General features: G+C 62.9%; 12 protein-coding genes. 6 read left to right on the forward strand and 6 right to left on the reverse strand.

The features are described 5' to 3' along the window. Positions 1-16: 16 nt before the first annotated feature. Positions 17-1,567, reverse strand: a complete 1,551-nt coding sequence (locus RJ527_17335; protein ID WND75778.1) for an NAD(P)H-hydrate dehydratase — start codon at positions 1,565-1,567, stop codon at positions 17-19. A gap of 223 nt (positions 1,568-1,790) precedes the next feature. Between RJ527_17335 and RJ527_17340 the strand changes: the two genes are divergently transcribed. Both RJ527_17340 and RJ527_17345 read left to right on the forward strand, forming a co-directional pair. Further along, a complete protein-coding gene (locus RJ527_17340; protein ID WND75779.1) occupies positions 1,791-3,062 on the forward strand; it encodes an ATP-binding protein in 1,272 nt (423 codons plus the stop codon). Between the two features lie 78 nt (positions 3,063-3,140). Continuing rightward, a complete protein-coding gene (locus tag RJ527_17345; GenBank protein ID WND75780.1) occupies positions 3,141-3,620 on the forward strand; it encodes a CopD family protein in 480 nt (159 codons plus the stop codon). Positions 3,621-3,958: 338 nt separating this feature from the next. Here the strand turns inward: RJ527_17345 and RJ527_17350 are convergent, their stop codons facing one another. Together RJ527_17350 and RJ527_17355 are read right to left on the reverse strand one after the other, a co-directional pair. Next, complete coding sequence (locus RJ527_17350) at positions 3,959-4,990, reverse strand: uroporphyrinogen decarboxylase family protein (GenBank protein WND75781.1); 1,032 nt, start codon at positions 4,988-4,990, stop codon at positions 3,959-3,961. A gap of 40 nt (positions 4,991-5,030) precedes the next feature. Further along, the gene (locus RJ527_17355) at positions 5,031-6,260 is read right to left on the reverse strand and encodes an alpha/beta fold hydrolase (protein WND75782.1); all 1,230 of its coding nucleotides are present in this window, start codon (positions 6,258-6,260) and stop codon (positions 5,031-5,033) included. A gap of 86 nt (positions 6,261-6,346) precedes the next feature. On the opposite strand from RJ527_17355, the gene RJ527_17360 reads away from it, so the two are divergent. Further along, positions 6,347-6,973 (forward strand): NUDIX domain-containing protein, encoded by a 627-nt coding sequence (locus RJ527_17360; protein ID WND75783.1) that lies wholly within the window; start codon positions 6,347-6,349, stop codon positions 6,971-6,973. Positions 6,974-6,982: 9 nt separating this feature from the next. On the opposite strand, the gene RJ527_17365 is transcribed toward RJ527_17360, so the two are convergent. Further along, positions 6,983-7,774, reverse strand: coding sequence for an enoyl-CoA hydratase-related protein (locus RJ527_17365; GenBank protein WND75784.1), 792 nt, complete (start codon positions 7,772-7,774; stop codon positions 6,983-6,985). 197 nt (positions 7,775-7,971) lie between these two features. On the opposite strand from RJ527_17365, the gene RJ527_17370 reads away from it, so the two are divergent. The 3 genes from RJ527_17370 to RJ527_17380 are packed head-to-tail and all read left to right on the forward strand — an operon-like array spanning position 7,972 to position 10,662. Further along, positions 7,972-8,976: a cysteine synthase A gene (locus RJ527_17370; GenBank protein WND75785.1), complete on the forward strand. Its 1,005-nt coding sequence runs from the start codon at positions 7,972-7,974 to the stop codon at positions 8,974-8,976. 23 nt (positions 8,977-8,999) lie between these two features. Continuing rightward, a complete protein-coding gene (gene sseA / locus RJ527_17375; protein WND75786.1) occupies positions 9,000-9,857 on the forward strand; it encodes a 3-mercaptopyruvate sulfurtransferase in 858 nt (285 codons plus the stop codon). Between the two features lie 52 nt (positions 9,858-9,909). Further along, positions 9,910-10,662: a sulfite exporter TauE/SafE family protein gene (locus tag RJ527_17380; GenBank protein WND75787.1), complete on the forward strand. Its 753-nt coding sequence runs from the start codon at positions 9,910-9,912 to the stop codon at positions 10,660-10,662. 22 nt (positions 10,663-10,684) lie between these two features. Here RJ527_17380 and RJ527_17385 read toward each other — a convergent pair whose 3' ends face one another. After that, on the reverse strand, positions 10,685-11,512 hold the full coding sequence (locus RJ527_17385; GenBank protein ID WND75788.1) for an SDR family NAD(P)-dependent oxidoreductase: 828 nt from the start codon (positions 11,510-11,512) through the stop codon (positions 10,685-10,687). A gap of 356 nt (positions 11,513-11,868) precedes the next feature. Then, positions 11,869-13,212, reverse strand: a complete 1,344-nt coding sequence (locus tag RJ527_17390) for a HAMP domain-containing sensor histidine kinase (GenBank protein ID WND75789.1) — start codon at positions 13,210-13,212, stop codon at positions 11,869-11,871. Positions 13,213-13,294: the final 82 nt, after the last annotated feature.

A 13,294-nucleotide genomic window follows, 5' to 3' on the forward strand; every position in this document is an offset into this window, starting at 1 on the left:
GTACGCGGACATCCCGTTAAACCTGTTCGCTTTTGCCGGCCGGTTCAAGAGGCAAATGGGTGAAAATATGCCCGGGCACACCTTCCGCCACGGCGCCCGGCAAGGCACGCACGATGCCCGGCATAAGGCCGGGAATATCCTCGGCGATCAGGCCGTGGCCAATACATTGCGCCGCCGCCGCGTGCAGCCAGACCGCCGCGCAGGCCGCCGGAAACGGCGCCATGCCCTGGGCCAGAAGCCCCGCCGTGATACCGGCCAGAACGTCGCCGGTGCCCGCGGTGGCCAGATGGGGGGAGCCGTTGGCGTTGATCACGGCGCGGCCGTCGGGGGCCGCGATGACCGTGTCGAACCCCTTCAGCAGGACCACCGCGCCCGATTTCCGGGCAGCCTGACGCGCGCGGCTCAGCCGGTCGCCCTCCTGCGGAAAGATGCGGGCGAATTCACCGCCATGGGGGGTGATCACGCAGGTGCCGTGCAGGGCCGCGATCAGGGTGTCGGGATCATCGGCGAAGGCGGAAATGCCGTCGGCGTCCAGCACCACGGGCTGGCCCGTGGCCAACGCCGCCAAAGCCCGCGCGCGGGTATCCGGTCCCGGCCCGTTGCCGGGGCCGACGACCAGGGTCTTGTTGCCGTCCTGGACATAGGTTTCATAGATGGCCACGTCGTCCATGGGCCGGACCAGAACGCCGGGGGCGCCGGCGCGGAACACGCCGACATCATCGGCCCGGCAGGCGATGGAAACGATCCCCGCCCCGGCCCGCCGGGCGCCGTCGGCGGCCAGACGCGGGGCGCCGGGCATGGCCGCCGCGCCCCAGATCACGACATGGCCCCGCGTGTACTTGTGGTCGTCCGGCCCCGGATGGGGGAAATCCGGCCACCAGATGTCGGCGCTGTTGACCCAGGTATCGGGCGCCTGAGCCGCGACCACGGCGTCCGGGATGCCGATGTCGGCGACCCGCACGGCACCACAGAAATCCCGCCCCGGACGCAGGAAATGGCCGGGCTTGCAGCGGCAGAACGTCATCGTTTCCCGGGCCTTTATGGCCGCTCCGGCGACGGCCCCCGTGTCGCCCATGACGCCCGACGGGATATCCACGGCCAAGACATCGGCCGATGCCCCGTTGAGGGTTTCCGCCACGGCCGCCGCGACGCCGTCGAGCGGACGCGCGAGGCCCGCCCCGAACAAGGCATCGACGACCCCTGCCCCCGCCGGGTCGAAGCCTGCCGTTAACTCTTCCACCGCGCCGGTCCAGCGGTCCGCCGCCAGGGCGGCATCACCCCGCAATCCGTCCCGCGCGCCCAGCAGGTAAAGCCGCACCTCGGCCCCCTGGTCCGTCAGGCGTCGCGCCGCCACGAAGCCGTCGCCACCGTTGTTGCCCGGGCCGCACAAAACAACCACCGGCCGTCCGTTGAACAAGGTCAGGGCGCGGTCGGCGACGGCGGCTCCCGCCGTTTCCATCAGATCGATACCGGGGGTGCCGCCCGCGATGGCCGCGGCATCGGCCTGCGCCATCTGACCGACCCGGAGCAATGCCGCCGGCAACCAGGCCGTGTTTTCCATCGTCATTTCATGCTCCGACAATTCACGATCTTCACGTTATACTCCGGAAAAGGGCGAAACGGCGGGAGAATCCCGGAGTCCGACAGACCTCATTGATCGGTTTGGGTCCGACGATAGGCCTGCATGCTCCGTTATAATTTACATGAAAAAATACACATACTACATTGTTTTTACGTTTCTTTTTGTCATTTTATGGGAAACGTTCGGGGCGCCGAGATTGCTTCCCGAGATGGGCATCGACACATGGCGCCCGCTGATCACGGCCCTGGTCGCCGCCCTCGCCGCCGCCGCCGCCTTTGCCTTGTCACGTCAGATCGCGTCGCGCCGGTCTCCGCCGCCGGAACTGGCCGGCCCGCTGGTCGGCAACTTGAACGACGACGATTGGTGGCGCTTCATCTTCGCCGCCGCCGATTGGTTCTGGGAAACGGACACCGAACATCGTTTCACCTTCATTTCTGATCGGTTGTTGAGCACTTACGGCCTGTCACCGGAGAGCCTGATCGGCCAAACGCGCGAGGCCATCGCCGTGATCCGGGGCCCCGCACAGCGCATCGCCTTCGACCAGCACCGGGCGGATCTGGCCGAACGGCGGCCGTTCCGGGACTTCGAATACGGCCTGATCGACGGCAAGGGCAACCTCCGCTATGCACGGATCAGCGGCGCCCCCGTGTTCGCCGACGACGGTGCGTTTGTCGGCTACCGGGGCTTCGCCCGCGACGTCACCCGCGAATGGCAGTCGGATCAGGCGCTGCGCACGGCCAAGGAAGAAGCGGAACTGGCCAACCGGGCGAAGACCGAATTTCTCGCCAACATGAGTCACGAACTGCGTACGCCGTTGAATTCCATCATCGGGTTTTCCGACATTCTGGTGAACGAGACCTTCGGCACCATGAACGTGCCCCAGTACAAGGAATACGCCGGCGACATCAACGACGCCGGCAAACATCTGCTGCAACTGATCAACGACCTTCTGGATTTGGCCCGCATCGAACGCGGCCAGATGAGCCTGAACGAACAGCGCCTTGACCTGAGGTTGGTCTTCAATTCCTGTCATCGCCTGGTGCGTGAGCGCGCGCTCGAGGCCGGGGTCTCGCTGATGATTGACTGCCCCGCCGACCTGCCGCCCCTGATGGCCGACGAACTGCGGGTCAAACAGGCGCTGGTCAACCTGCTGTCCAACGCCATCAAGTTCACGGAACAAGGGGGGGCGGTCTCCGTCGTGGCGCGCCGGCAGGAAGACGGCGCCATCCGGCTGACCGTGTCGGACACGGGGATCGGTATTTCGCCCGAGGACATGGCCGTGGCGCTGTCCGAATTCGGGCAGGTCGACGGGTCCCTGACCCGCAAGCACGAAGGCACGGGCCTGGGCCTAACCCTGTCGCGCAAACTGATCGAACTGCACGGCGGTGTGCTGAAAATGGAAAGCGAGGTCGGCCAGGGAACATCGGCCCATCTCGTGTTTCCGGTGGCGCGCAGCCTGCTCCCGCCCGACGCCTCCTAATAAAGGCCCAAGCCGCCGTTTCCGTCCCCTCAAGGCCGCGCTACACTCCCCCACCATCGACACAGCCGGAAGACCGCCATGACCAGCGCCGCCGCCACCGCCCTTCACGCCCTTGCCGCCGTCGTCTGGGTCGGCGGCATGTTCTTCGCCTATCTGGTGCTTCGCCCCGCCGTGGGCGGCATCGCCCCACCGCCGGAGCGCCTGAAACTGTGGGATCGCGTGTTCGGCCGGTTCTTTCTCTGGGTCTGGGCCGCCGTGTTGATCCTGCCGGTATCCGGCTATGCCGTGATCGCCTTGCAATACGGGACCTGCGCCGCCGCCCCCATCCATGTTCATTGGATGCACGGTATCGGCTGGGTCATGAACGCGTTGTTCATCTATCTGTTCTTCGCCCCGTACCGCACCTTCCAGGGTGCCGTCGCGGCCCAGGACTGGCCGACGGGGGCCGCCAGCCTGAACGTCATCCGACGCATCGTCGCGATCAACCTGGTGCTCGGCCTGATCACGGCGGCCTTGGGGGCTTCGGGCCGCTACTGGGCCTGGGTGCCCGGCGGCTGACACGGCTCATGAAAAAGGCCGCCGGGGGGAATCCGGCGGCCCTGTTCATCGGTCAGGCGGCCGTGAGGGCGGCCGCCGCCTCCGAAATTACTTCTTCTTCGCAGGCGCCGCCGGCTTGGCGGCAGGCTTGCTGACGGCGGGTTTCGCGGCCGGCTTGGCGGCGGCGGAGGTCGCGGGTTTGGTGCGGGAAAACATGCTCATTTTCCTCAAAAATCGCCGGGATGCCCCGGCGCGGTGACCGGCTCATTGCCGGCAGGGGAATAAATACCTGATATCAACGGGCCGAAATAACGAATTCTTTTGCAGTTTAATATTCGTTATTTAGATATAAATGCCCGTCAGCCCAGTTCCCCCCGCACCATGGCCGCCCCGTCGACCATCGCTTTCAACTTGCCGAAGGCGACGTCGCGCGGCAGGTACTTCATGCCGCAGTCGGGGGCCGCGATCAGGCGTTCCGGCGCGATGTGTTTCAAGGCGCCGCGCAGGCGGTCGGCGATCATCTCCGGCGTCTCGACCTCTTCCGTGCCCAGGCTGAGCACCCCGAACAGGATCTTCTTGCTCGGCAGTTTTTCCAGGATCGCGGGATCGAGGTTGGGCTGCGCCGCTTCGATGGAGATCGCCCCTGCCGAGCACGCGTCCAACTGCGGCAGGAACGAATAGCCCACGGGCTTGTCCTTGACCACGTAGGCATAGCCGAAGCAGAGGTGCACCACGGTCTCCCCCTCGATGCCGTCCAGGGCCTGGTTGATGGCCGACACGCCGAATTTTTCCGCCTCTTCCGGATTGGCCTGCATGTAGGGCTCGTCGATCTGGATGACGTCGGCGCCGGCGGCCTTGAGATCGCGGATTTCTTCATTCACCGCCTTGGCGTAGGCCGAAATCAGGGCCGCCGTGTCGCCGTAGTGTTCGTCCTTGGCCAGCTTGGCCATGGTGAAGGCGCCGGGGATGGTGATCTTGATCGGGCGGTCCGTATGGGCGCGCAGGAACGCCACGTCGCGCACCTGTACGGGCGTGGTGCGCCGAATTTCGCCAACCACGCGCGGTACGGGCACGGCGACGCCGCGCCGATTGGGCACCATGGCCGGGTTGTCGATGTCGATGCCGTCCAATGCGTTGGCGAAGCGGTTGAAATAACTTTCGCGGCGGATTTCCCCGTCGGACAGAATGTCGATCCCGGCCCGTTCCTGATCGTGGATGGCGGTCAGGGTGGCGTCGTCCTGGGCTTCGTCCAGTTCTTCCGCCGCCACCTTCCACACGTCCTTCATGCGCACGCGCGGCGGCGCGGAGCCCAGCATCTTGTTCTTGTCGACCAGCCAGGCCGGCTGCGGGTAGCTGCCGACCAGCGTCGTCGGGATCAGTTTCTCGGTCATGGGTGTCCTCCTCCTGGCGTTTCTTCGTTGTGGGCCCAGCCTAGACCAGCCGGCTTTCCTCGACGATCTCGGAATGCAGGGTCTTGTGGACCGGGCATTTGTCGGCGATTTCCAGAAGCTTCGCTTTCTGTTCGTCGCTCAGATCGCCTTCGAAATGAAGATCGCGGACGATTCGGTCCAGCTTGCCCACCTTGGTTTCGCAATCGGTGCAATCCTCGGCATGGATCTTGTCGTGCGTCAGGGTGACACGGACCTTGGTCAACGGCAGTTTCTTCAAATCCGCGTACATGCGGATGGTCATGGCCGTGCACGCACCCAGCGCCGTCAGCAGGAAGTCATAGGGCCCGGGCCCCGTATCGGTGCCGCCCACGTCCACGGGCTCGTCGGCCAGCAGGACATGCCGCCCGCCCACGGAAACCGCGTTCTGGAACCTGCCCTGGCCGGTTTCCTCGACCACCACGGTGCCCGCCTCGGCCTGGGGCGCGATGCGCGACGCCGGCGCGTCTTCCAGACAGACATAGCGGCGCGCCCAGGCGGCGATCACGCCAGCCACGTATTCCGCGTCTTCCTTGCGGCTCAAAAGATGGTCGGCGTCGTCCAGGGACACGAAGCTTTTCGGATGCTTGGCCGCACCGTAAATGGCCGCGGCGTTGTCGATGCCGACGGTGGCGTCGACCGGCGAATGAAAGATCAAGAGCGCCTTTTTCAGGTCGGCCACGGCGGCCGCGACGTTCTGCGCCCGAATGTCGTCCAGGAACTGTTTCTTGATGCGGAAGGGCCGCCCGACCAGCAGCACCTCAGCCTCGCCCTTGGCCTCGATCTCCTCGATCGACTCCTGGAAGTTATGGGCGACATGGGCGACATCCGCCGGGGCGCCGATGGTGATGACGGCCTTGGCCTCCGGCACCTTGGCCGCCGCCACCAGGACCGCGGCCCCGCCCAAGGAGTGCCCCAGCAGCATGGCCGGCGCTTCCAGATTGTCCCGCATCCAGTCCGCCGCCGCGACCAGATCGCCAACGTTGGAGGAAAAGTTGGTGTTGGCGAAGTCGCCTTCGCTGGCACCCAGGCCGGTGAAGTCGAAGCGCAGCACGGCGATGCCGTTTTCCGTCAGCGACCGCGCCACCCGCGACGCGGCGAACACGTCCTTGGTGCAGGAAAAGCAATGCGCCCAAAGCGCATAGGCCCGGGGCGGGCCGTCCGGCAGGTCCAATCGCGCGGCCAGGGTCTCGCCCAAAGCGCCCGGGAAGGAAACCTTTTCGCTTGTCGTCATGGCGGCCGCCTTTCATCAGGGTGACGTCGTTGATATGAAACCCAAGATGACCATACTACCGCCACGGCATGAAAGGGCGATATCCGATGGACAGTGACGATCTAGAGATATTGGCGCGGCGCCAAGTGTTCCAGGGATATTTCCGCCTGGAGGAATGGCGCATCCGCCACCGTTTGTTCGCCGGCGGCTGGAGCAACGAGTTCACCCGTGAATGCCTGGAACGCGGTCATGCCGTCGCCGTCCTGCCCTACGACCCCGTCCGCGACGAAGTCGTCTTGATCGAACAGTTCCGCGTGGGTGCGGCGGCCAGTGCGCCGTCGCCCAATTGGGACGGCGCCCCGCCCTCCCCCTGGCTGATCGAAATCGTCGCCGGCATCGTCGAGGACGGCGAACATCCCGACGAGGTCGCGGCGCGCGAGACCATGGAGGAATGCGGGCGTGACCTTCTCGCCCTCAAGCAGATCACCAACTATCTGGTGACGCCCGGCTGCTCGTCGGAAACCATCCGGCTTTATCTGGGCCGCGTCGACGCCGCGGATGCCGGCGGCATCCATGGCCTGGACCACGAGAACGAGGACATCCGGGTGTTCACGGTCCCGGCGGAGGACGCCTTCAAGATGGTCGCCGACGGCACCATCAACAACGGCACGATCATCATCTGCCTGCAATGGCTGCAACTGAATCGGGAAGACGTGCGCCGGGAGTGGACATGAACGGCCGCCCTATTCCTTGAACCAGCTTGGGTTGCGCTTTTCGAGAAACGCGGTAAGCCCCTCGCTGGCTTCGGCCGACTGGCGTTTTTCCGAATGCAGGCGGGCCAGATCCTCGGCCGTCGCCTCGTCAATGCTGGTTTCCGCAAGTTCCAGTATCTTGGCCTTGGTCTGAGCCACGGCGTCGGGGCCGCTGCGCAGGAAGGCCTCGATCGTCTTTTCCGCCGTGCGTTCAAGCTGCATGGGGGGGGCGACTTCGTGGACCAGCCCCATGTTGTTGGCCTGGTCGGCGGAAAAGCGTTCGGCGGTCAGGGCGTAGCGGCGCACGTTGCGCGAGCCCATGGCGGCGATCAACTGCGGCAGGATCGGTTGCGGGATCAGGCCCCAGCGGACCTCGGAAATGGAGAACGTGGCGTCGGACGCGGCGATCACCACGTCGCAGGCGGCGATCACGCCGGTGCCGCCGCCGACGCAGAACCCCTGCACCACGGCCACGGTCGGTTTCGGGCAGATATCCAGCAGCCGCACGACGGCTTCGGTGTCGCGCGATGCTTGCAGATTCTGTTCCGGCCCCTCGCCGGCCACTCGTTTCAGCCACTTCAGGTTGGCGCCCGCCTGGAAATGTTTGCCGGCCCCCCGCAGGACGACCAAGCGCACCCGGTCATCAACGGACAGGGATTTCACCCCGTTCAGCAACGCCGCGATCATTTCATCGTCGTAGGCGTTGTTGACGTCCGGACGGTTCAGCGTGACCGTCGCGACGCCCCTGGCGTCAATTTCAAGAAGGACGGGTTCGTCGGCCATGATTGTTCTCCATTCGCTCTTATTTTCGCACGTGTCCCGGCGGGCGGGGAGAATAGCGTCTACCACGCGTCCGACGGAACAGGAAATCCGCGCGAAATCCAAAGCCCGCGCCTTGATCGCCCCCGCGGGCACGGTTATGTTGCCGCAAACCCCAACAAACGTAAGCTGACGAACCTCTAGGGACGGAACTCAAATACATGAACATCAAGAAGGGCCTGGTGGACGCCATCGGGAACACGCCGCTTATTCGCCTCAACAAGCTGTCCGAGGCGACGGGCTGTGAAATCCTGGGCAAGGCCGAATTTCTCAACCCCGGCCAATCCGTCAAGGACCGCCCCGCCCGCCACATGATCCTGGAGGCCGAAAAGCGCGGCGACCTGAAGCCCGGCGGCCTGATCGTCGAGGGCACGGCCGGCAACACGGGCATCGGCCTGGCCCTGGTCGCCAACGCGCGGGGTTACCGCACCACCATCGTCATTCCGGAAACCCAGAGCCAGGAAAAGAAGGACATGCTGCGCCTGTGCGGCGCCAAGCTGGTCGAAGTTCCGGCCCTGCCCTATTCCGACCCCAACAACTATCAGCACATCGCCCGCCGCATGGCGGAGGAACTGGCCGCGACGGAACAGAACGGCGTGCTGTTCGCCGACCAGTGGAACAACCTGGACAACCGCCGCGCCCATTACCATTCCACCGGCCCGGAAATCTGGGAACAGACGGGCGGCAAGATCGACGGCTTCATCTGCGCCGTCGGCACAGGCGGCACCCTGGCCGGGACCTCGACGTTCCTGCGCGAAAAGAACCCGAACATCGTCGTCGGCTGCGCCGACCCCAAAGGGGCGGCCATGTACCACCTGTTCAAGGACGGCGAGGCCAAGGCGACCGAGGGCGGCTCGATCACCGAGGGCATCGGTCTCGGCCGCGTCACGGCGATCATCGAGGACCTGAAGGTCGAACAGCCCTATTCCATCGACGACCAGGAAGCCGTGCCGCTGATCTTCGACCTGATCAAGGACGAAGGCCTGGTGCTCGGCGGATCGTCCGGCATCAACGTCGCGGGGGCCGTGCGCCTGGCCAAGGAACTGGGCCCCGGCAAGACCATCGTCACCATCCTGTGCGACGTCGGCACGCGCTATACGTCGAAGCTGTTCAATCGCGATTTCCTCAAGTCCAAGGGCCTGCCGGTCCCGGACTTCCTGCCCTGATCGACCGGGAAGGAAACCGCTCCATGCCCTATTCGAACCCGCAAGCCCTGGTCTCCACCGATTGGGTCGCCGATCACATGTCGGCGCCCGACGTGCGCATCGTCGATTGCACCTATTACCTGCCCAACGACGGCCGCAACGGACGGGAGGAATACGCCAAGCAGCACCTGGACGGCGCCGTGTTCTTCGACATCGACGACGTCAAGGACCCGGACAATCCCCTGCCCCACATGATCCCGCCGGCGCATGTCTTCTCGGCCAAGGTGCGCAAGCTGGGCCTGGGCGACGGTATCCGCATCGTGTGTTACGACCACAACGGCGGCGGCATGGCGGCCGCCCGCGTGTGGTGGATGTTCCGCCTGTTCGGCCACGGCGACGTCTGCGTGATGGACGGCGGCCTGCCGAAATGGCTGGCGGAAAACCGGCCGGTGACGGATATCGAGCCGACCCCCCGGGAGCGCCATTTCACGCCGCGCGAAAACCACATGATGGTGCGCACGGTGGATCAGGTGCTGGCCAACATCGATGGCAAGCGCGAAGATGTTCTCGACGTGCGCGCCGCCGGCCGCTTTGCCGGCACCTCGCCGGAACCGCGCGCCGGCATGCGCTCCGGCCACATGCCGGGGGCATTGAACCTGCCCTACGGCGACCTGATGGACGCGGACAAGAACTGCACCATGCGCTCGGCCGAGGAAATCAGGGCGCTGGCCGACAAGGCGGGCGTCAACCTCAAGCGCCCGCTGGTCACCAGCTGCGGGTCCGGCGTCACGGCCTGTTACGCGGCCCTGGCGCTTTACCTGATCGGCAAGGAAGACGTCGCCGTCTATGACGGGTCCTGGTCCGAATGGGGGGCCCGGCAGGACACGCCCATCGTTACCTGACCCCGTCTCTCCAGCCCATCCGGACAGCATAACATCCGGCGGACACCAACACATGACGCTGCCGGACTTCACCCCCATCGCCCTTCTGGTCATCATCCTGGGCCTGTTTTCCGGCTCCCTGGTAAAGGGCGTGCTGGGTGCCGGCATTCCCGCCGTCGGCCTGCCGATCATGGTCATGGTCATCGACCCGGCCCAGGCGGTGACCCTGTTCATCGTGCCCGTGGCGATTTCCAATGTCTGGCAGATCATCGAATCCGGGGAATGCCGGGAAGCGGTCCGGCGCTTCTGGCCGTTCCTGGTCCTGCTCATGGGGGGCGTGTGGATCGGCGCGGGCGCCTTGACCAACCTGGACCCGCAGGTCATCGCCCTGGCCCTCGGCTGCGTCGTCATCGCCACGACATGCGCGCAGATATTCACGCCCAACGCCACCTTCCTGCAACGTCACGCCCGCCTGGCCAATCCCGTGGCCGGGGGGCTGATCGGCCTGTGTTCCGGTGCTACCGGGGCCTTCACCCCGGTGATCGTCTATTTCGCGGCGCTGCGCCTGCCCAAAAACCTGTTCGTCGCCCAGATGGCCCTGGCGGCCATGGTCGGCTCCGTGCCGCTGTATCTGCGCCTGATCACCGAAGGCCACATGTCCTGGCCGCAGTTCACGGCCTCGGCCCTGGCCATGGTGCCGGTCGGCATCGGCATCGCCACGGGGTTCTGGATCCGCAAGCGCATCTCCGAAGCGGTGTTCCGCCGCCTGGTGCAGGTCGGCCTGATCCTGCTGGGCCTGATGCTGATCTGGCGGGGGCTGTCTTAGGCGTCGGCCGCAGAGCTTCCGTTCAGACCGCCGCCGGCTGGCGGACCGTGGCCGACAACCCGCCATCGACCACCAGCGACGTGCCCGTGATATAGCCCGCCCGGTCCGAGGCAAGAAACAGCGCCGCCTCGGCGATGTCCCAGGCACTTCCCATCCGCCCCATCGGACAGCTCGCGTCGCGCGCGGCACGCATCTGCGCTTCGTCGCGATCGCCATAGCTTTTGGCCAGCGTCACCCCGATCCGGGGTGTGTCGATCAGCCCGGCAATGATGGAGTTCACGCGAATGTTGTCGGGTGCCAGTTCGACCGCCAAGGCCGTCGCGAAGTGACTCGCCGCCGCCTTGGTCGCGCTATAGGCAAGGTGCGGGAACCCGGGATAGCGAATCCCCGCGATCGAGGACGTAATCGTAATCACCCCGGCCCCTTGGGCACGCATGGTCGGGACCGCCGCCTGGGACGCGACATGCAGCGACGTCAGGTTGGCATCACTGATCCGCCGCCATTCGGCGGCCGAGGTTGCGTCCGATGGGCCGCTTTTGCCAAGCCCCACGTTGCAATGCAGGATGTCGAGCCGATCGTGACGGTTGATCACACGGGCCACCAAGGCCTCGACAGACGCATCGTCCAGCACGTCCACTTCGGAGGTTTCCGAACTTCCCCCCGCCTCGGCGATCATGTCGCAGGTCACTTGGGCGGCGGCCAGATCGTTGTCGGCGGCCACCACATGCGCCCCTTCCCGGGCCAGGGCCAGGCAGATCGCCCGGCCGATGCCGATCCCGGGCGCAATCGACCCGGCGCCGATGACCAGGGCCACGCGCCCGCTCAATTCCGGGGTTGCCATGCCGCTCATTGGTCCCTGCCTCTCGGCCGAGAGGAGGTCTTGCGGATGCAAGGGGCCGGCATCGCTGTGCTGGCCGTAAATACCCGGAAGAACGGAACGAAACCGATGATCATGATGTTTTCCCAATGGTCGGAAGAAGGAGGCGGTGCAATGCAGATTACCAAGTCCATGCGACATGGAAACCACCAGGCGGCACCGACTTCGCCACGAGGTTCTGGATTCGAAAGCGCATCTCGGAAGCGGTATTTCGTCGCCTCGTGCAGATCCAGCTGGGCCTGATGCTGATCTGGCCGGGGCTTTTTTCGTTCTGGGAAGGTCGTCCGTAACAGGCGCTTTTAATCCAAGCTGGACGTTCTAACGGCTTTCTATCTCTCCGGCTTAATGGGCAGGGTAAAATGAAATTGCGTGCCTTCACCGGGAACGCTCTCTAACCAAATTTCCCCTCCATACTTCTCAATCATTTCCTTGCAGAGAGGCAGTCCCAGCCCTGTTCCTCGTTCTCCGGCCGTACCAATCGTCGAGGCTTTATGGTCTAGAGCGAAAATCTTATCCATTTGCTCCTTTGAAAGGCCAACGCCTGTGTCGCTCACTGTTACCTGAACCATTCCGTTTGTTTGTTGCGACGAAATCTCAATTTTTCCATTCTTCGGGGTAAATTTTATGGAATTGGAAACGAGATTCCGGATGACCGTTTGAGCCATATCCGGATCGGCAAAGGCTGTGTCGTTATTTATGCTGTTCGTAAGCGAGATATTTTTTCCCATAGCCATGGGCATCAGAACGTCGATGTTTTCCTGAGCTAAATCACGCAATGAGAATGACACTGCCGGTCGATCAAATTTGACCCCTTCCATCTGCAGGCGCGACCATTCGAGAAGGTTTTGTAACAGTTCAAAGACCCGGTCGCCTGCCTCATTCACAGCCTTGGCATATTCAACAAGTTTGTCTTTGCTAAAACTGTCCGCCATTTCGGACATCATATGGGTCATTCCCAGAAGGGAATTGAAGGGGCTTTTCAGATCATGGGAGATGATGGAAAAGAATCTGTTTTTGACGTCGACTTCGTATTCGAGCCGTCTTTTTTGCACCATTAATTCTTCTGTACGCTCTGAAACGGCGTCTTCCAGCCAAGCCCGCTTGGCTTTCTCATCATCCAATAACAACTCCCGGTCTCTCTCCATGGCAGAGAGCATCACGTTCATATGCTCTTGAAGTTGTCTAATTTCGTTATTTTCACTAATCGAAAGGTTAATCCGTTTTCTTGCGTTTTGATCCTGGTGAACCTCATCCACTTGCGACATCAATTCCTTCAAAGGGGCCGCCAAATAACGATCAAAAGCCCATACAAATAAACAAAATAAAATAGATAATTTCACCATAGCCGTAATAACTATCAGTGAAAAACCGAATAAAACTCGATCTAAAACAATTTGCGATGATGAGTAAATTACAAGAAAACCAAGAGGTATTTTTTTATTATTAAACGTCCAGCTCAAATCTGATTTTGTACTGAATATAGATAACGGCGCCGATTCCTGACTGTAAGACCTTTTAGAAATTACTTTTTTTCCATTCGCATCAAAAACATCGACACCTTCGATCACAGGCATCTCGATAAGCCCGGTAGTGAGGGCTTCCAGCTGTTTCTGATTGTATTGCCACACACTCGTAGAAATGGGGATGTGAACTGTTTGCTCCAACTGCTTCAATTCGCTTAAAATTGAATCTTGCGTTTTTAAGTATTCTGTTAGAAATTGAATAATAGTTATAAATAAAGTTACACATAAATAT

The organism is Thalassospiraceae bacterium LMO-SO8 (assembly GCA_031655335.1).
Lineage (GTDB): Bacteria > Pseudomonadota > Alphaproteobacteria > Rhodospirillales > Casp-alpha2 > UBA1479.

Coding starts and splice junctions, on each gene's coding strand:
- RJ527_17335 (WND75778.1), bottom strand. CDS start 1,567: ATGACGATGGAAAACACGGCCTGGTTGCCGGCGGCATTGCTCCGGGTC.
- RJ527_17340 (WND75779.1), top strand. CDS start 1,791: ATGGGCATCGACACATGGCGCCCGCTGATCACGGCCCTGGTCGCCGCC.
- RJ527_17345 (WND75780.1), top strand. CDS start 3,141: ATGACCAGCGCCGCCGCCACCGCCCTTCACGCCCTTGCCGCCGTCGTC.
- RJ527_17350 (WND75781.1), bottom strand. CDS start 4,990: ATGACCGAGAAACTGATCCCGACGACGCTGGTCGGCAGCTACCCGCAG.
- RJ527_17355 (WND75782.1), bottom strand. CDS start 6,260: ATGACGACAAGCGAAAAGGTTTCCTTCCCGGGCGCTTTGGGCGAGACC.
- RJ527_17360 (WND75783.1), top strand. CDS start 6,347: ATGGACAGTGACGATCTAGAGATATTGGCGCGGCGCCAAGTGTTCCAG.
- RJ527_17365 (WND75784.1), bottom strand. CDS start 7,774: ATGGCCGACGAACCCGTCCTTCTTGAAATTGACGCCAGGGGCGTCGCG.
- RJ527_17370 (WND75785.1), top strand. CDS start 7,972: ATGAACATCAAGAAGGGCCTGGTGGACGCCATCGGGAACACGCCGCTT.
- sseA (WND75786.1), top strand. CDS start 9,000: ATGCCCTATTCGAACCCGCAAGCCCTGGTCTCCACCGATTGGGTCGCC.
- RJ527_17380 (WND75787.1), top strand. CDS start 9,910: ATGACGCTGCCGGACTTCACCCCCATCGCCCTTCTGGTCATCATCCTG.
- RJ527_17385 (WND75788.1), bottom strand. CDS start 11,512: ATGAGCGGCATGGCAACCCCGGAATTGAGCGGGCGCGTGGCCCTGGTC.